This is a genomic window from Ardenticatenales bacterium, from assembly GCA_020634515.1.
Taxonomy (GTDB): Bacteria; Chloroflexota; Anaerolineae; order Promineifilales; family Promineifilaceae; genus JAGVTM01.
Genome location: JACKBL010000001.1, coordinates 754,451 through 773,099, shown reverse-complemented (window position 1 = coordinate 773,099; position 18,649 = coordinate 754,451). Strand labels below are relative to the sequence as shown.

Annotated in this window: 9 protein-coding genes; 4 read left to right on the top strand and 5 right to left on the bottom strand. The window is 58.5% G+C overall.

Going from position 1 to position 18,649, the window contains the following annotated elements; all coding sequences use genetic code 11:
* Positions 1-111 precede the first annotated feature (111 nt).
* On the bottom strand, positions 112-1,923 hold the full coding sequence (gene pepF, locus H6650_02895) for an oligoendopeptidase F (protein ID MCB8950939.1): 1,812 nt from the start codon (positions 1,921-1,923) through the stop codon (positions 112-114).
* 416 nt (positions 1,924-2,339) lie between these two features.
* Here pepF and H6650_02890 point away from each other — a divergent pair, with 416 nt between their 5' ends.
* The 3 genes from H6650_02890 to H6650_02880 all read left to right on the top strand — a co-directional run bounded on the left by H6650_02890 (position 2,340) and on the right by H6650_02880 (position 6,456).
* Positions 2,340-3,032, top strand: a complete 693-nt coding sequence (locus H6650_02890; GenBank protein MCB8950938.1) for a zinc metallopeptidase — start codon at positions 2,340-2,342, stop codon at positions 3,030-3,032.
* A 154-nt stretch (positions 3,033-3,186) separates the two neighbouring features.
* Positions 3,187-4,041, top strand: coding sequence for a DUF309 domain-containing protein (locus H6650_02885; protein MCB8950937.1), 855 nt, complete (start codon positions 3,187-3,189; stop codon positions 4,039-4,041).
* A 693-nt stretch (positions 4,042-4,734) separates the two neighbouring features.
* The gene (locus H6650_02880; protein ID MCB8950936.1) at positions 4,735-6,456 is read left to right on the top strand and encodes an exo-alpha-sialidase; all 1,722 of its coding nucleotides are present in this window, start codon (positions 4,735-4,737) and stop codon (positions 6,454-6,456) included.
* A gap of 250 nt (positions 6,457-6,706) precedes the next feature.
* On the opposite strand, the gene H6650_02875 is transcribed toward H6650_02880, so the two are convergent.
* Complete coding sequence (locus H6650_02875) at positions 6,707-9,439, bottom strand: cation-translocating P-type ATPase (GenBank protein MCB8950935.1); 2,733 nt, start codon at positions 9,437-9,439, stop codon at positions 6,707-6,709.
* 799 nt (positions 9,440-10,238) lie between these two features.
* Between H6650_02875 and H6650_02870 the strand changes: the two genes are divergently transcribed.
* On the top strand, positions 10,239-10,946 hold the full coding sequence (locus tag H6650_02870; protein ID MCB8950934.1) for a PIG-L family deacetylase: 708 nt from the start codon (positions 10,239-10,241) through the stop codon (positions 10,944-10,946).
* Positions 10,947-11,065: 119 nt separating this feature from the next.
* Here H6650_02870 and H6650_02865 read toward each other — a convergent pair whose 3' ends face one another.
* From H6650_02865 to H6650_02855, 3 genes are all read right to left on the bottom strand, one after another.
* Entirely contained in the window at positions 11,066-12,427 is a 1,362-nt protein-coding gene (locus H6650_02865; protein ID MCB8950933.1) for a hypothetical protein, read from the bottom strand.
* A 441-nt stretch (positions 12,428-12,868) separates the two neighbouring features.
* On the bottom strand, positions 12,869-16,633 hold the full coding sequence (locus H6650_02860; protein ID MCB8950932.1) for a hypothetical protein: 3,765 nt from the start codon (positions 16,631-16,633) through the stop codon (positions 12,869-12,871).
* 85 nt (positions 16,634-16,718) lie between these two features.
* Positions 16,719-18,203, bottom strand: a complete 1,485-nt coding sequence (locus tag H6650_02855; GenBank protein MCB8950931.1) for a hypothetical protein — start codon at positions 18,201-18,203, stop codon at positions 16,719-16,721.
* Between the last annotated feature and the right edge of the window lie 446 nt (positions 18,204-18,649).

Below are 18,649 nucleotides of genomic sequence, written 5' to 3'. Positions count from 1 at the left end.
ATTCGGACAATCCTTGCTCGCTTCGCCAAATCGGATACGGTCAAGCCACGGTCCGATTTAGAAAATTGGACTACCCGTCTGTAGTCCGATTTTCCAAATCGGACACCCCTCTCAGGAAACACCCAGCAGGTCCTCCAGCATGTCTACCATACGCCCCAGCACCTTGAAGGTTTGCTCTACCGGCTCCGGCGAAAGCATGTCTACGCCCGCCAGGCGCAGCGAGTCCAGCGGATAGCGGGAGCCGCCGGACTTGAGGAAGGCAAGGTAGTTATCCACCGCGTTTGGCTCGTGACGCAGGATGCGCTCCGCCAGGGCGTGGGCGGCGGAAATGCCCGTGGTGTATTGGTAGACGTAGAAATTGCTGTACAGGTGGGTAGCAAACATGGCCCAGGTGATGCCCGTGCGCTCGCGATCCATCTGTAATTCGTCGCCATATCCTTCGGCAAACAGATCGGCCATGAGGTTGATCAGATCGTCGGCGGTGAAGGGTTCGCCCCGTTCGGCGCGCTCGTGAATCTCCAACTCGAAGCGGGCGAGGGTGGGCATGATGAAGAAGTAGCGATGGAAGTTGGACATGGCTTCTTCGATGACGGCGATGCGGAAGGCGGGATCGGTGGAGTTTTCCATCAGGTAGCCGCGGGTCATGGCCTGGTTGAAGTTGGAGGCGACTTCGGCTTCAAAGAGGGTGTAGCGGGCGTAGACGAGCGGTTGGTTCTCGCGGGAGAAGTAGGAGTGCATAGAGTGGCCCAATTCGTGCGCCAGGGTACTCATGCTGAACAGGTCGTCTACATAGCTCATGAAGATGAATGGATGGGTTCCGGGCGCGCCGGTGGAGTATGCGCCCATGCGTTTGCCCTGGTTGGGGTAGACGTCTACCCAGCGATCTTGCAGCGCGCCGCGTCGCAAAATCCGCACGTATTCGTCTCCCAATGGCTGCATGCCGGCACTGATCCAGTCGATGGCCTGGGAGAAAGGGACGTGGGGCTTTTGCTGTGTCAGGGGGGCCTTGATGTCCCATTCGTGCAGGGTGTCGTAGCCGAGGGCCTGGCGACGCACGCGCCAGTAGCGATGCCAGGTGGGCAGGTTGGCTTTGAAGGTGTTGATGGTGTTGTGGAAGACTTCGGTGGGGACGTTGTAGGCGGACATGGAGGCGGCGAGGGAGGAAGGGTAGTGGCGGGCACGGGCGTAGAAAACGTCTCGTTTGATGCCGGCACTGAGGCAGTTGGCCATGGTGTTTTTGTAGGCCAGGTGCGCGTCGGCATAGTTGATCCAGGCGTTGCGGCGCTTGTCCCGGTCGGGGTCGGTGATGAGGCCGCCGATGGTGCTTTGGGCAACGGGATGGGTTTCGCCTTCGCTGTCGGTGGCGGGGGCGTAGGCGAGGTCGGTGTTGACGAGAATGCCGTGGGTGGCGGCGGCTGTGCCGGCAAAATCGCTCACCTGACCCAGCAATGCCTCCACCTCGGCGGACCGGACGTGCGGGGCGCGCCGGGCCAGTTTGTCGAAGTAATGGCCGTAGATGGAAAGCCGTTGTTCCGCGGCCACCCAATCCCGGAGGGTATCAAACCCGATTTGCAGCATTTCTGGTTCGGCAAAGGCGGTGATGGTGGCGACCTGGCCGACGAGTTCGCGGGCGCGGGCGGATTGGGCGGAGGCGGTCTGGTCGGCGGCGTTTACACTGGTGTTCATGCCGGCATATACAAACACACGATATGCCTGCGCCACCACATCCTCATAAGCCGCCATCCAATCAGCCATCACCGCCGCACTTTCCGCCAGGCGGCCCTGAAAGGCCGCCAGGTTTGGGAGAGCAGCCTTCACCTCCTCAACCGCCGCGGCCCAGTCAGCGGGCGTGGGAAAAATACTTTCGACATCCCAGGTGTATGCAACGGGCACTTCGTTTCGTTCTGGCAGCTTGGTGGACATGGGGAACTCCTAGTAGTGGACAGTGGATTATTGTCGGTTGACTGTTGCTCGTGCCCAGATTGTACCGTGAAACGGGGAAATGCGTTAGACAAGCGTCTACTAGACCGGGCGTATCTATTTGGCCTCAGGGATATGGTACCAATCGACCTTCCCGGAAGCGCGTTATCAGGACAAAAGCGCCTCATGATTCGAGCCATTTCGCATCAAAAAGCTTCCGGGCAGGGGGTCGTGCATCGTTTCATCAGGAAGATGAAGTGACACATTAACGATGGATGGGGACGGGGGCAGATACACAAGAAATCTATTAGAAATGCGCCTTGACGCTTGACTTGCCTCCTGGAAAATGACAAAATCAACCGTGTGAAAGCGTCCACCCTCCTGTTATTCAGGTGGCGCGCCAAGAAGGAGTTTCGGGCATGTTTTATTTTGATCCTTTGTACCTTGTTTTTGTTTTGCCGGCACTACTGCTCGGCCTCTACGCCCAATCCCGCGTGCAAAGCAACTTCCAAAAGTACAGTCGCGTGGGCACGATGCGCGGCGTCACCGGCGCGCAGGTCGCGCGTGCGCTGCTGGACTCTTTTGGGTTGCAAAATGTGAAGATCGAAGCGGCGCGCGGTTTCCTCACCGACCATTACGACCCGCGCTCGAAAACCTTGCGCCTGAGCGAAGCCACCTACGCCAGCCCCAGCATTGCCGCCGTCGGGGTAGCCGCGCACGAAATGGGCCACGCCCTGCAAGATGCGCAGCATTATGGCCCCCTGGCCCTGCGCAGCGCCATTGTACCCGCCACGCAGATCGGCAGTGGTTTAGGGCCACTGTTGTTCTTTGGCGGTCTGTTCCTGAACCTGACGGCCCTGGCCTGGGTTGGCGTCATCCTCTACGCGGCAGCCACGGCCTTCACCCTGATCACACTGCCCGTGGAACTGGATGCCAGCAAGCGGGCCAAAGCCCTACTGGTGCGTCAGGGGTTCCTCAGCCAACAGGAAATGGCGGGAGTGAACAAGGTGTTGGATGCGGCGGCATTGACCTACGTGGCCGCGGCGGTGCAATCCCTTATGACACTGCTCTACTTCATCTTCCGTCTGAATGGCAGCAGCCAACGCAGCTAATAACATCATCAGGTGTGGCGGGCTTTGCGGCCCCCAAAAATGCTCTCCCCAACGACAGGCGGCCTTCCCCAAGAAGGCCGCCTTTTTTGTCTGTATTGACATGATCACGCCTGGGATAGTCGTATGTCCATGCTGATTTTGCTACAATGACGTTATGAGTAATTCCACCCCGCTGATCGTTGGCTTTGTGGCCGACCTGATGTTTACCGTGAAAATCGAAAACGTGGCACGACGGTTGGGGTATGAGGTGGCCTGGATTGGGGACGAGCAGATGTTTGGCGCGGAAGGTGAAGCCGAGGCAATGTCTGTACCTGGAGAGCGGTTGTTCGGTCGTGCCGGCAAAATGGTAGACCAAGTCGTGCGCTGGCAGCCCGCCCTCATGATCTTCGACCTGGCAAACCCCCACATCCCCTGGCAACAGTGGATCGCCAACCTCAAATCCTCCCCGGCTACCCGCCGCCTGCCCATTCTTTGTTATGGACCCCACGTAGACGCGGAAGCAGCACGAACGGCGCAGGCAGTAGGCGCGGACATCGTGGTCGCCCGCTCCCGTTTCGCCGCGTCGCTGCCTGCGCTGCTCCAGAAACACGCACGTATCGTTGACGCCGATGCCGTGGTGGCCGCCTGCCGGGAGCCGTTAGCCGCGGCGGCCCAACAGGGAATTGCCCACTTCAACGACGGGGCGTATTTCGCGGCACACGAGGAACTGGAACACGCCTGGATGGCCGACGATGGTCCGGGGCGCGACCTGTACCGCGTGCTGCTGCAAGTGGCCGTTTGTTATTTACAAATTGAGCGGGGCAACTATCGCGGCGCGATGAAAATGCTTCTGCGTGTGCGGCAATGGCTGAACCCATTGCCAGACCACTGCCGCGGCGTCGATGTGATCCGTCTGCGCCAGGATATTGACGCCGTACACGCAGCCCTGCAATTGTCAGGGCCGGAAAACATAGCCGCGTTTGATTGGTCCCTCGCCCGCCCTATCCGGGTCGATGAAGAAATGACGTAAGTGGCTGTCCGCAATTAGATCAGTGGAATTGTGCGGACAGCCACTTTGTCGGAACCGTTCCGGCTGAAGCCTCCACTCCCCCCTGTTCCGGCTGAAGCCTCCACTCCCCCCTGATATCCTAAAAAGCCGGAATCTTCACGTTCTCGCAAACAGTCGCCGGCTTTTGCTGAAGCGCGGGGTTGTCCCATACAGCACAATTCGCCGAAACTGGCTCAGGAAAATAGCGAAAATTGCCTGTTTGTGCCTTAAATCAAGGAATTTGCGTTGTTTATTTACGGGAATTGCACTGCGTTTGTTACCTAAGTCCATTGACAAAAATTAACGTCAAAGCTAATCTGTTGATTGTAAGATAATTGTGTAACAGCGTGCGGTCGGTTCATCTAAACAGATCGATGTTGCAAGTATTCATTTAGATGGTCCCACGAAATGGACCTCACTCTTTTTCATTCCTCATTTCTTTCGATGCAAATGGCATTTTTGCAGTGAAATAGCGTGGTAGCAGTATCACCTCCGGCAGTATGAGATTTTCCTTTCGTCCTGAACTCGCGCGCTCCGCACCTCACCTGCGTAAGCGCGAACAGGGAGCTTGCTAAACTAATTCCTGGTTGGCAACTTCGTGAGGCATTTGCCGGCACAACGCTTTCAGCCTCTGTCTTTCTACTTGCATCGGCTCAGAGACGCCAGGCGGTTGCTATGTCCCTAAAGAAAACCCACTTGTTACTCGTCTTGCTGATTGTAAGTCTTTATGGCTTCAGCCAAGCGTTTTCCGCGGACGGTCAAGCTGTTTACGTTGATCCCGATAGCGATTTTCAAAGCGTGATGGTGCGCCAATTTGACGGAAATTTGCTGCTCATATTTGAGAAGTTCAACCTGGAAAGCTTTACAGGAGACTTATGGGCCACCATGTCCAGCGACAATGGACTTACCTGGAGCGTCCCCTATCCGATTATCACTTCTTCGGACAATGAACGCCACCCGGCGCTGCTTGAGTTAGAGCCAGGAAACCTGGTGCTTTTCTATCACAAGGGAGCACCGTACACCTTTACCGACTTCCGTATTTATCGCGCCACGTCTGAAGATGGAATAACCTGGACCGAACAAGGGCCAATCAATCTGGGTTGGAGTTCCATGGGTGAAATGAATCCCAGCGTCATCCAGGACGGAAATTACATAACGATGACCTATAACCGTGCCGGCGGCCCCAGTTACATTGCCCGCTCGCAAAATCAAGGCGTGAGTTGGGATACCAACCGCACGCAGGTCAGCGACGGGGCGTCCGCCCTGCCTCGTGTCACGAAACGGGAGAGTGATGGGCTGTATCTGGTATCCTATGAAGTTGGCATTGGTAACATGGAGCTGTATGGCAAGACGAGCAACGACATTCATGATTGGAGCGCCCCAGAGGTTCTGATAACCACCGGCGGCACGAATCAGGATTCCCGCCCCCTGGCGCTGGAGGGCGGAGCGTTCATGGTCGCCTATGCGCACCAAAATAATAGTGACTTCAACATCTTCTACCAGATCAGCGTGGATGGTACGGAATGGTCGCCGCGGATACCGCTAACGAGTGGATCGGACCTGTATAAGTTGGAGCCATTCTTGATGCACCAGGGCACGCCGGGGCATTTGATGGTGATTTGGTCGCAGCAAAAGGGACCGGTTCCTTACCTTGATCAGGACATCTGGATACACCCGGATTTCATCCCACATGACTACCTGGAAGGGTCAGGGTTGATGGCATCGGCCGCTTTTGTGAAGCCGGGGAACAGCGTAACGCATACGGTTACGTTGAGCAACAGCGGGTATTATCCGTTGTCCGTGGTGTTGGTGAACGAAATGCCGGCATTCTCCACCTACACCGCCAACAGCCTCACCGCCACCGCCGGCCAATACAGCTACAACCCCGCGACAACAGCCATCAACTGGAACATGAATTTGAACGATGGCGAGAGCGAGTCCCTTAGCTTCGCCATTACCATAGAGCCGGATACGGAAGACGGCACGGTGATCACCAACATCGCCCGCTTCACCGACAACCTGGGCGTAGAACGGACAGAGAGCGCCACCGTCATGGTTGACGCTGCTCCGCCCACCACCAGCATCCTCACGCCCGCGAACGGCCAGCTCGTTACCAGTTCACAAGTTCTGGTCTCAGGGACAGCCAGCGACAGCGGCTCCGGTATCGCTGCCGTGCAGATTCAAGTGGATGATGGACCGTGGCAAACAGTCAGTGGGATCGGCAACTGGTCGCTGCTGATCACCGGACTATCCGAAGGCCGGCACGACATCAATGCGCAAGCGACCGACGCCGCGGGCAATGTACAATTGTTGCCGGAATTCATTCACTTCCAGGTGGACACCATTCCCCCGTTTGGCAATGTCGAAATCTATTTGCCGGCAATCACCCGCCCCTAAATGACCGTCCAAGAAACGTAACTACCAACGCCGTCTGGAGATTGGACCAATTTCACGCGCTCAATGGACATTTTCACCAGAGGAAATTGGTCCAATCTAGCATAGCCGTTACCTAAAAAAACCTCCTCTTTCAGACTGATTCATTCCTGGAGAATATCAATCAAGAACGCCCTATTGCGCCATCTGCAGCCAGAAATCTCGCTCAATTGACGACCTGATCCGTACTCCTCGTCTCATACCTCATACTTCCTCACGCCCGTTGCCGACGCATCCACCACTTCTCAATCTCCACTGCCCAAAATACAACCGTACTCAACACCAACGCCAGCAGCAGGTCGCGCAGCGACAGCGGCACCGTGCGGAAAATGCGTTGGAAGAACCCCACGTAGATCACCATCATTTGCAGCGCAAAGGTGAGCACGACAGAGGCAATTGCCGCCTTGTTGGAGCGCAAACCAATCGTAAAAATCGAGTCGATATTAGACCGAATCGCCAGGGCATTGCCCATCTGCGACAGCGTGAGCGTGGTAAACACCATTGTCTGCCATACACCTTCCGCGGGCTTGTCCGGCCACCAGTAAAAATACCCCACTGCCAACGAAACCAGCCCCATCAACACACCCACCCAGATAATCTGTCGCCCCATGCCGCGACTGAAAATGCTCTCTTGCGGATGAAACGGCGACCGTCTCATAATGCCCCGCTCAGCCGGCTCCACGGCCAGCGCCAGGCCAGGCAGCCCATCCGTCACCAGGTTGATCCAGAGGATTTGCAGCGGCAGCAACGGCAGCGGCATGCCCAGGAACGGAGCCAGCAGCATCACGAGCAGTTCCCCGGTGTTGCTGGACAGCGTGTATTTGATGAATTTGCGGATGTTGTCGAAGATGACGCGCCCTTCCTCAATGGCGGCCACAATAGTGGCGAAATTATCATCCAGCAGGATCATATCGGCGGCTTCCTTGGAAACATCCGTGCCCGTAATGCCCATGGCCACGCCAATGTCCGCCTTCTTCAAGGCCGGTGCGTCGTTGACGCCATCCCCCGTCATGGCTACGATGTGCCCCTTGTCTTGCAATGCCTGCACGATGCCGAGTTTGTGCTCCGGGGAAACACGGGCATAGACGTTCACGTCTCCAACGCGCTCTTCCAGTTCGGACAGGGACATGTGGGTCAGATCCGGTCCGGTGAGGAAGTGGGCATTGTCGGTAATACCCAGTTCATGGGCGATGTGATGGGCGGTAAGGGGGTGGTCGCCGGTGATCATGACAGGACGAATGCCGGCATTCTTCGCCTTCCGCACCGCCTCCTTCACCTCCGGACGCGGCGGATCCAGCATCCCAATCACCCCCAGAAAAATCTGCCCCGTCTCCAACGCCAGCACCCCCTCAGCCCCATCCGGCAACTCCTCCACCGGACGATAGGAGACGCCCAGCACCCGTTGCCCCTGCTGCGCCTTGCGCGCATTCGCCTCCACAATACGCGCCCGCATGTGCTCCTCGCTCAGCGAAACCACCCGGTCCCCCACCCAAATCGCATCACAAATCTCCAGCAAGCTATCCACCGCCCCTTTGCTGAAAGCCACGTAAGGCACGTCCCCCCAGGGCGCCGCCCCCCCTTCCGTCAGCGGAACCGTGCGATGTACCGTTGTCATCCGCTTGCGCTCCGACGTAAATGGCGCTTCCGCCACCCGCTGCCATTTGGCCTCCAATTCCCCCTTCTGCACGCCAAGCTGCGCCGCGGCAATCACCAGCGCGCCTTCCGTGGGATCGCCAATGATCCGTTGCACACTATTTTCCGGATCCGCGGCCAACACCGCATCATTGCACAACGTCATCGCCTTCACCATCAGACCCAACGTGCGCCGCGGCGGCGGTAGCCGCGGGTCCAATTCCGCGTGCAAAATGGGGCGACCGTCCTCCAGCAAGGTATCTACCTGCAATTCCTCATTCGCTACGTCCAGCACAGTCACCGTCATGCGGTTCTCCGTGAGCGTGCCTGTTTTGTCCGAGCAAATCACTGTCACAGAGCCGAGGGTCTCCACTGCCGGCAATTTTCGCACCAACGACTGTCGCCGTAACATCCGCTGCGACCCCAACGCCAGCGTAATCGTCACCACCGCGGGCAGCCCCTCCGGCACCGCGGCCACAGCCATGCTGATGCCCGTGAGAAATAGAACGCGCAAATCCTCTCCCCGCAGTAACCCCAACAGCACCACGACGGCAATAATGCCTACCGATATCCAGGCCAACGTCTTGCCCAATCGGTCCAGGCGGCGCTGGAGCGGCGTAGGTTCCCGCTCCACTGTCTGAATCAACTCCGCCACATTCCCCAATTCCGTCGCCATGCCCGTCTCTGTAACCACCGCCTGCGCGCGCCCAAAGGTGATCACCGTTCCCATGAAGACCATGTTAGCGCGGTCACCGAGGGAAATATGCTCCCGCCGGATCACGCCCGTTTTCTTGTCCACGGGATGTGATTCCCCCGTGAGCGCCGCCTCCTCCGCGCGCAAATTGGCGCTTTGCAGAACGCGGCCATCCGCCGGAACCAGATTGCCCGCTTCCAGCACCACGATGTCGCCGGGAACCAAATCGCGCGCGGAGATTTCCTGCGCCCTGCCTTCGCGCAGGACGCGCACGTTGGGCACGGCCAGTTTTTTCAGGGCCGCAATAGCCTGTTCGGCACGGTATTCCTGCGAAAAACCCAGCAGCGTGTTCAAGATAACAATGAGAAGGATTACCAGGGCATCGGTGTACTCGCCCAGGAAGGCGGAAACGATGGCGGAGATAATCAGAATGACAACCATGAGGTCACGCACCTGATCAAGCAGGATGTGCCAGGGGCTTTTCACGCCGCGGTCAATGAGTTCATTGGGACCAACTTCCACCAGACGCCGTTGGGCTTCCGCCTGGGTGAGACCTGTTGTGGCGTTTGTGCGGAGTTGCTCAACAACGGCCTCCGCCTCCAGGTTGTACCAGTTGCTCATAAGTAAGTTTCCTTGGGATGATCGTGTCAGATTATTGTGAGGATGAGGCGGTTGATCTTTCAGAAAAACCGGGAAGGATTACAATATACGCCCGAGGCATTTCCCGAAGGCGACGGAGCAGTCGTAACTCCGGTAATGTCGCATCGCTGTGCTGTCACCGCCCAACCCGTTTGCCGCATTCTGGCCTATGCAACGGAATGGACCACGCTCTCGCGGCGGCGAAATGAGGTAGAACATTGCTGCCAAACCAACGCCGGCAAGGTGTTGTCGCGGGTTGGATCAGTGCGTCGCCGCAAAGCGTAGCCTACGATGATTTTAACAGACAAGGCAGAAGTTGTCAGTTCGGCGCCCTGCGCCCGTTGAGACGAATGCCATCCACTACTCGCGTCTGGCGAAATCCCTATTATGGTGACCGGCGTCGCGGCTTGAGGCTTTTTCGGAATTTGAATGATCCTATTCCATACCGAAAAAGCCTCAAGCCAATCCAGAAAATCGCGCCTTTTCCGGATCGGTATTTTTCTGGATTGGCCTTAGCCGGGTCCCCCCCATACGTGGGCCGACGGAAGCCTCCACGCCCACAATGCCGGTTCCCTGCCAACCGTCTACTGTCCACTTTTTTCAGGCGAGTGTCACTATTCACGACCACCTTCTCGGAAGCTGTTTTGATGCCAGATGATCTGAATGATGAGGCATCTGGGGCTTGAAATCGCGCTTCCGGGAAGATCTCTTGAAACTCGCCCCACCAGGTATTTTCAAAGGAGTTTCTCTTATGACCAAGCAGTACATCCCTAAACGAGCCATGTTTATTTATGCCCACCCGGATGATATTGAGTTCGGTGTGGCGGGGACGGCGGCCCGATGGGCGCGGCATGGCGCAGAGATTGTTTATGTGCTGCTCACGGATGGTAACGTGGGCAGCCATGAGAATGAGATGACGCGGGAGGCGCTGGCACAAGTGCGTCGTCAGGAACAGGAGGCGGCCGGGCGGGTTGCCGGCATTTCCCAATGCGTCTTCCTCGGCTATCATGATGGCCTGCTGGAGCCGACACTGGCGCTGCGCAAGGAACTGGTACGCCTGATTCGCCAGCATCGCCCCAACGTCGTCGTCTGCGGCGACCCCACCAGCTTCTTCCCCACCAACTCGCGCGTCAATCACCCCGACCACCGCGCCGCGGCCACAGCCGCCATTGACGCCGTTTTCCCCGCCAGCGAGATGAACCTGCTCTATCCCGACCTATACGAAGTTGGCCTGATGGGGCACAAGGTCAACTACGTCTACGTATCCAACCCGGCATCAGAGGCCAATTATTACGAAGACATCAGCGAAACATTGGGGAAGAAAATTGAGGCGCTGCGGCAGCACGTGAGCCAGTTGGGGGATTGGGACCCGGAGCCACGGTTGACGGATTGGAGTCGGCAGGTGGGGCAGCGCGTAGGCTTCGCGCACGCGGAGGCATTCCGGCGGATTACGTTAAAGGAACCAACGGCGGAAGATTGGGCCGGTTGAGCCGCCCAGCGAGAAAAGCGAGGCCTGGCTCCCTTCTCCGGGCACGACGACCCTTCGGGTCTGTTTTTCAAACAGACCCGAAAGGTTTGCTGGCTGTCTTATTGGGGAATAGGGCGGAGCTATGGACGCAGGTTGACGGGCAGGAAGATGAAGTTGGCGTCGGGGTTGACTTCGCCGACCGTGGTCGTCGTGAAGGGGTTGTCGGTGCGGGTGACATAATCGGGGCCGACGTTGCCCTGCGGTCCGGTGAGGATGTAGAAGCGCTGGTTGATCTGGATCAGGCCGATTTCGGTGTTGGCGTTGCTGCGTTCGATGCCAATGCCGGCATTCCCGAAACTCTTCCTATCCCCCGTATCCGCATCATCAATCGTGCTGTTGTCGATGTAGTAGTTGCGAATATGCCCCTGTCCGCGATCCACCTCCATCACATCCACAATCGTACCCACCTGGCCGCTAACAACAGAGTAGTTATGCCACGGCGACACCGGCACACTGTCCGCCGCGCCGTCGATAGCCACCCCGGCGGGCACGTTCGGGTCGTAATAAGTCGCCGGAGCCATGCCCGTCTGCGTGGGATTTAGCAGGTCCAACGACGTAAACGCCGATTGGAATTGCAGCGGCAGTTGCACATTGTTGGTGACGATAACGGTATCACTCAATGGAAAAGTCAAGTCCAGATCAATGCGCGATCCGTAGAACGCGAAACCAATACCGACGGCCAGGTTGCCCGTGGCCGCCCGAATCGGCCCCAACGCGGCTACCGTGAGCGTGGACGGCAAGCCAAGCTGGGAAAGGAACATAGCCAGGTCGTCTTCCGTGATCATACCCAGCGGCGTCACATCCACACGCACTTTTTGTCGATCCAGTATATCGCCAGAGCCATTGATGGACAGGGTGGATAGACCAATGAAGTTCGTCTGGTCAAAGCTGGCCGAGTAATTTGTGGCGGCAATCGTTTCCGTATCCGCATCCCAACTGATGTAGCTGACGGTCGATTTCGCCAACGTACTGGAGCGATAGAGGTATACCCAACCTTCTTCTCCCACGTAGAGCGGATCGGTGGCTTGAATGCTGACGCGCGGGTAAAGCAGGGAACCCAAATCCCCTACCCACTGGTCGTTGGATGCTTCCGCACCCGTGTCGTCCGCGAGGAAGACGAGTTCGTCATTCTCATCCAGCAGGCCATCTTCCTCAATAACGTATGTGCCTGTGATGTTTACCTCGTCAACCTGAAATGGAATCGGGACCCAGATACCGCTCTGGAGGGCATAAAGGCCTAGTTCGTCAATGGGGGAACCCGTCAGTTGAGGCAGGTCCGCGCCGGTGACCACTATTGGCTCGTCGGCGCGGGTGAAGGCGGTTGCGGCCTGGGGGGCAGCCGTGGCCTGCGCGGTGCTGCGCAATCCTTGCCAGCCGAGCATTACGACCAGCAAACCGCACGTGAGGGGCAGAAGCAGTCGGAAGACATTTCTGGAAACCATTGAAAATTAACTCCTTGAAAAAGTGGTGATTGGATCGTTTTTTGTGGTCGGAAAAGTCGGCAATGGTGTCTGATCAGGCACGACGCACTTGTGCAGGGTGCTGCATCATGAAAACCGCGTTCGCAAAGGCGACGCACCTCTGGATGGTGAATAAGTACAATTTTGGGTAACGACTTAGCCAGCCTACCGAAGGCCATATCGGCTTCGGCAAGTTCCGCCCACGAGCGGGTTAGCCGTTATGATTTTTGCTTAATTTTCCGAATTTTCGTGCAACAAAAAGAATATAGCCTAAGTGCGACAGGTCCGCAATACTCTGACAGCGTGCAAGAAACGACGCCGTTGCGCACGGCCATGAAGGGTTAACGTTGATCGTTATTCGGAATGCAATTGGTTTCTGCCTGGTCACCGGGGATGTCTAGCGGAGCGGGGCAAAGGCCGTTCCTACTGGTGGGCAAAGACGGGCAGGTAGGTGTGGAAGTCCAGCGCCGGGGGAACGTAGCCTTGAATGTAGGCGGTCGCTTCCAGGGGATTTTGCCAGCGTTCGAGGTAGGCCGAACCTTGGTTGGCCGCCTGAGCGGGCAGGATGTAGAAAGATTGGTTGAGGCGGATCAGGCCGATGCTGGTATCGCTATTGGCGGCGACGACGCTGATGCCGGCATCGCCAAACAACTGCCCGTCCCCCGTATCGCTGCTGTGATACGCCTGATCATCTCGATAATAGGCCTCGGCAATACCCGCGCCCGGGTCAAGATCGTAGACCGTGAGCAGTCCCCCCACCGCGCCGCTCACCTGGAACCAATCCCCTACCGGCGTAACAGGAACCGTATCCAGATTTCCATCAATAAGGACACCCGCGGGCGTATTCGCATCGTAGTAGAACGCGGGCGACATGCCCGTTGTCGCCGGATCGCGCCAGTCAAACGACGTGCGTACCGACTCGAAATGGATGCGAGAGCCAAGAAAATCATCAATGTCTTGCAGCGGCAAAGCCACGTTAAGGGCAAATTGCGCATTGTAGAAAACGTAGCTCCACCCCAGGTCCTGGTTGGCGCTGGCAGCGCGCACCGGGCCGTGAACGGCCAGGGGAATGTCCACGGGAATCTCCAGCGATTGCAGGAGATTAGCCAGCGTTTCTTCGGTGATGGTGGGCAGCAGCGGATAGTCCGTGTCCACGCGCACTTTCTGCCGATCCAGCACGTCCACGGAGCCAAATAAACGCAATCTGGACATGCCCACCATCGTGTCCGAGAAGACGGCGGTGTAATCCAGGGCGTGCGCGGTTTGCGTGTCCGGGTCCCAGGTGACGTAGGATTCGGTGGCGTGGGACAGGGTGGTGGAGCGGAAGAGGTAGACCCAAACTTCTTCGTTGGGGTTGAGGGGGTCGGTGACTTTGATGGCGTAGCGAATGTGCTGGCGCGCTTTGACGTCCAGGGGCCATTGGGAGAGGTTGGCGGAAATGCCGGCATCAAACGCCATCAAAACCAGCTCATCATTATCATCCAGCAGCCCATCCTCAAAAGAAACCAACTTACCTGACGCATCAAACTCATCAATCTGGAACGGGATCGCCTCCCAACTATTGCCGTCAAAAGTGTACAGCGCCAGGTCCGCGATAGGCGCGCCGGCAAATCCCGGCAGTTGGCTGCCCGCCATAATCACCGGTTCCTGCGCCGACGAAAGCACGGGCACAATCGTGGGCGTTGGGGTCGGCGAAGGCGTATGCGTTGCCGTAGGCGAAGGCGTCAACGTGGCCGTGGGCGTGCGCGTCGGCGTCTGGGTCGGCGTAGCGGATGGCGTACTGGTTGCTGTCGGCGTAAAGGTCGCCGTGGCCGTAGGCGTGTCGCTCGGCGTCGGCGTAAAGGTCGCCGTGGCCGTAGGCGTGTCGCTTGGCGTTGGCGTGAAGGTCGGTGTGGGCGTGGGCGTATCGCTTGGCGTTGGCGTGAAGGTCGCCGTGGCCGTAGGCGTGTCGCTCGGCGTTGGCGTGAAGGTGGCCGTGGCCGTTGGCGTGTCGCTCGGCGTTGGCGTGAAGGTCGGTGTGGGCGTGGGCGTATCGCTTGGCGTTGGCGTGAAGGTCGCCGTGGCCGTAGGCGTGTCGCTCGGCGTTGGCGTGAAGGTGGCCGTGGCCGTGGGCGTGTCGCTCGGCGTTGGCGTGAAGGTCGGTGTGGGCGTGGGCGTGTCGCTCGGCGTTGGCGTGAAGGTGGCCGTGGCCGTGGGCGTGTCGCTGGGCGTCGGCGTGAAGGTCGGTGTGGGCGTGTCGCTCGGCGTCGGCGTGAAGGTGGCCGTGGCCGTGGGCGTGTCGCTGGGCGTCGGCGTGAAGGTCGGTGTGGGCGTGTCGCTCGGCGTCGGCGTGAAGGTTGCCGTGGTCGTGGGCGTATCGCTTGGCGTCGGCGTGAAGGTCGCCGTGGTCGTGGGTGTGTCGCTTGGCGTCGGCGTGAAGGTCGCCGTGGTCGTGGGCGTATCGCTTGGCGTCGGCGTGAAGGTGGGCGTGGCCGTGGGTGTGTCGCTCGGCGTGGGCGTGAAAGTCGGTGTAGCCGTATCCGTAGGTGGAATAGGCGTATCTGTGGGCGTAGCCGTATCCGTCGGCGTAGCCGTATCCGTCGGCGTAGCGGTGTCCGTTGGTGGAACAGGCGTGGCCGTGGGCGTGTTGCTTGGCGTCGGCGTATCCGTGGGTGGAACGGGCGTATCTGTCGGTGTAGGTGTGTCTGTAGGCGGAATGGGCGTGTCCGTGGGCGTCGCCGTGTCCGTGGGTGGAACGGGTGTGTCCGTGGGCGTCGGCGTGGCGGTGGCAGCGGGAAAGAACTGCGCCAGGGTAATCAGTTGCAGGGGGTTTTGGGCGCGATCATAGTAGTCGCTGCCGGCATTTCCCGCGTCGGGAGGCAGGATAAAAGTGGTTTCGGTGATCGTGACGAGGCCAATCGTATCAGTGGTGATAGTGTTGACGCGAATGCCGGCATTTCCATAAGACATCCCATCCCCCGTATCCTCCGGGTCAAACGTCGCATCGTCGAGATACGCAGTGCGCCACACGCCCGTGCCCGGATTCACCTCCGGCACAACCACAATCCCCCCCGCGCCGCCAATCACTTCGTACCAGGCGGATGCCGGCAATTCCGGCACAACATCCGGCACGCCATCCACCAACACCGCCAGCGGAATGTGCGGATTGAGGTAAGCCGTCGGGGAAATACCGGCCACCAACGGATCGCGCCAATCCAACGTCAACTGCACCGCCACGTAATGCGTGGTGATCGTATCCGCCAGGTCAATCTGGAACAAGCTGTCTATCTGCGCGGGATAGGCCGCATAGACAAACGGCCCCGCCATGCCGCTGGCCCGCACCGGTCCCACAACGGGGAAGGCCGCCGTCCACGGTGGTGGCGTCAGCGGATTATCTTCCTCCGTGTACACGACCGAGACGGTATCGCTGATCGCCAGCACGCGCAGCTTTTGCCGATCCAGCACGTCAGCGGAGCCGTTCAGTTGCAGGTCCGACCACCCGAGAAAATGGTCGGGCTGGAAGGCCAACGTGTAGGAAAGGGTGGTCAGCGTCTGCGCCGCGTCATTCCAGGCCAGGTAGCTATCACCAGAGTGAGGGAGCGTGTCGGACTGGTAGAAATACACCCAGGCCTGCTCCACCGGATTGAGTGGGTTGGTGATGGTGACCGCGTAGCGGGGATGGAGCCGGGCGGCGGCATCATCCGGCCAGTTATCCGTGGCCGCCGCGTCACCGCCATCCAACGCCATGAAAACGAGTTCGTCGTTGGCGTCCAGCAGCCCATCTTCAAATGGGGTGAGCGCACCGCCGGCGTCTCGCTCGTCAATCTGGAAGGGAATGGGCATCCACACGCCGCCACGATAGGTATAGAGGGCCAGTTCCGTCAGGGAAATGGCCGTAAAATCCGCAAACCGCGCTCCGACGGCGATCAATGGTTCGCTCCCGCGAGACAGCGTGGAGGCAGTGGAACCGGCCGGGGGGACGGGTGAAGACGCGCCGGCGGCGTCCATCATGCCGACCAGGAGCAGCCAGATAAACAGGAACCCTGTTCCCGCGGCCAGACCGATTCGCCATACTTTCCTGAGCATCAGGTATCCGTCTCCATTGTGCGCCTGGTACTGCCGGGCAAAAAGGGCGCGGGGTATCATACGCCGCGCGGTTTGTTGGGAGCGATTATAGTCAGTACCTGCCGGGAGGGGCAATGCCGGCATCCGGCAAGGGCCACATTTTACGGTTCTTTCATGCGGGAATGGGAAAATCCCCAGGTGGAACGCTCTGGGCCAATCCGCGAGGCGTTTAGTTGGTCCACAATGCCGGCAAATACAATTTCCATTCCGTGGGTCGCGGTGTGATCGTTGGCGATGGCGAAGGGGGCGGCGTCTGGGTGGGCGTGGGCGTGGGCGTCTTCGTGGGCGTGGATGTCACGGTTGGGGTGGGGGATGGGGCGGGGGTGGCCGTCGTGGAAGGCGTGGCGCCAGGCGTCGGAGTGGAGACGTCGGAGCCGTAGTTCTCGGCGGCGGCGGCCGCCGTCAGCGGGTTGTGGGCGCGGTCGGTGTAAGTCTGGCCGACGTTGCCCTGCGCCGCGGGCAGGATGTAGGTGGTCTGTGCGGCAGTGACGTAGCCGATGGATATATCTGGACTCGGCGCGCTGATGAGGATGCCGGCATCTCCATAAGAACGCTGGTCCCCTGTATCATCCGGGTCAATACTGCTATTGTCCAGATAATAATTCGTGCGGATACCATTACCCGGGTTCACATCAAAAATGTGTACCAGCGACCCCACCGCCCCACTCACCTCATACCAATGATTGGGGGGCGTGGGAGGAACGTTATCCGCCATGCCATCAATGGGCACGCCGGTGGCCAAGTTGCTGTCGTAATACGTAGCCGGGGCCATCTCAGACGTGGCCGGATTGAGCATATCCAGCGACAATCGGGCGCTATCAAAGTGAATCGGGCCAATATCCTGCATATTCACGCCTAATCGGATTTTCATACGTGCGCCGTAAAACGCAAAAGCAAAGTTCAGAAGTGCCCCACCGCCGCCACCCAAAGCGCGCACCGGGCCGATATTCGTCAGGTCTACCGGAGCCTGGATAGCCTCCTCCGTGATGACACCAAACGTATTGACGACCCGTATTTTCTGGCGGTCCAGCACATCGCCGGAACCATTGAGTTCCAGATTGGCGAAACCAACAAAATTGCTGTCGAAGGAAAGCGTATACGAGGAGGCGGTGAGCGTTTGCTGGCCGTAATCCCAACTGATGTAGCTCTGGTTGCTGTGCGGAAGCGTGGGGGAGCGGTAAAGATAAACCCATCCCTGGTCCGCGGGATTGAGGGGGTCGGTGGCGGTGATAACGTAGCGGGAGTGAAGTTTGGAGGCGGCGTCGTCGGGCCAATTGTTGTTGAGTACGCTGCTGCCGGCATCTCCGCCCATGAACACCAGTTCGTCATTGGCATCCATCAAGCCATCTTCGAAGGTGACGTAAGCGCCGGAGGCATCCACCTCGTCCACCTGAAAGGGGATGGGGGACCAGGCACCGGCGTCATATTTGTAGAGGGCCAGTTCATCAATGGGGAAGCCCCAAAATGCCGGCATGATTTCTCCCTCAACCTGCAGTGGATCGATGTCCCGCTGCAGCGAAGCGGGAACCACGGGCGCGGGTTGGCCCGTGTTGGCGCTCGCGGAGTGGTCCTGGCCTGTGCCGGCAAAAATCAATCCCAGGAATAACCCGCCAGCGAATAAAGAAACTAGCAGTTGCCACACTCTTTCCAGCATAATCCGTCTATCCTTTCCGTTAGCTCACGATTATTGAGTTCACTGAAAAAACCGGGTTTTTCGAGTGTCCGGCCAAAATTACCAGAGTGGTTCATGTGTAAAAACCCGGTTTTTGGCCTTTTTTCAGTAGAGTCATTATTGGGCAAATTGGGGGAACGTGTCCGACCAGCATCTGGCGGCGAAATGCGCTTCAGGCATGATCTATCCATTGTCACGCGCCGCGCATGGGCGCATGTCGCCCAAATTCGATATGGAGCGGACAACATAGGGCGACTCTTTCCCGACGCGCGAAGGCATCATTTCCCTGGATGTAGCTCACCTGAACGCGACGAAACGTCACCGAGGTTTTTGGAGTGGCGTCTTCAGCCGGCCCACATATTGGGCTTGATCCGGCCAAAGCCTCAACGCCGATAAAACCCTATGTGGACTTCGCCAGACTCGAGCAA

Excerpts from the sequence above, each read along its gene's own strand:
- H6650_02855 (MCB8950931.1), bottom strand. The coding sequence starts at position 18,203 with ATGCTGGAAAGAGTGTGGCAACTGCTAGTTTCTTTATTCGCTGGCGGG.
- H6650_02885 (MCB8950937.1), top strand. The coding sequence starts at position 3,187 with ATGAGTAATTCCACCCCGCTGATCGTTGGCTTTGTGGCCGACCTGATG.
- H6650_02865 (MCB8950933.1), bottom strand. The coding sequence starts at position 12,427 with ATGGTTTCCAGAAATGTCTTCCGACTGCTTCTGCCCCTCACGTGCGGT.
- H6650_02875 (MCB8950935.1), bottom strand. The coding sequence starts at position 9,439 with ATGAGCAACTGGTACAACCTGGAGGCGGAGGCCGTTGTTGAGCAACTC.
- H6650_02880 (MCB8950936.1), top strand. The coding sequence starts at position 4,735 with ATGTCCCTAAAGAAAACCCACTTGTTACTCGTCTTGCTGATTGTAAGT.
- H6650_02890 (MCB8950938.1), top strand. The coding sequence starts at position 2,340 with ATGTTTTATTTTGATCCTTTGTACCTTGTTTTTGTTTTGCCGGCACTA.
- H6650_02860 (MCB8950932.1), bottom strand. The coding sequence starts at position 16,633 with ATGCCGGCATTGCCCCTCCCGGCAGGTACTGACTATAATCGCTCCCAA.
- pepF (MCB8950939.1), bottom strand. The coding sequence starts at position 1,923 with ATGTCCACCAAGCTGCCAGAACGAAACGAAGTGCCCGTTGCATACACC.
- H6650_02870 (MCB8950934.1), top strand. The coding sequence starts at position 10,239 with ATGTTTATTTATGCCCACCCGGATGATATTGAGTTCGGTGTGGCGGGG.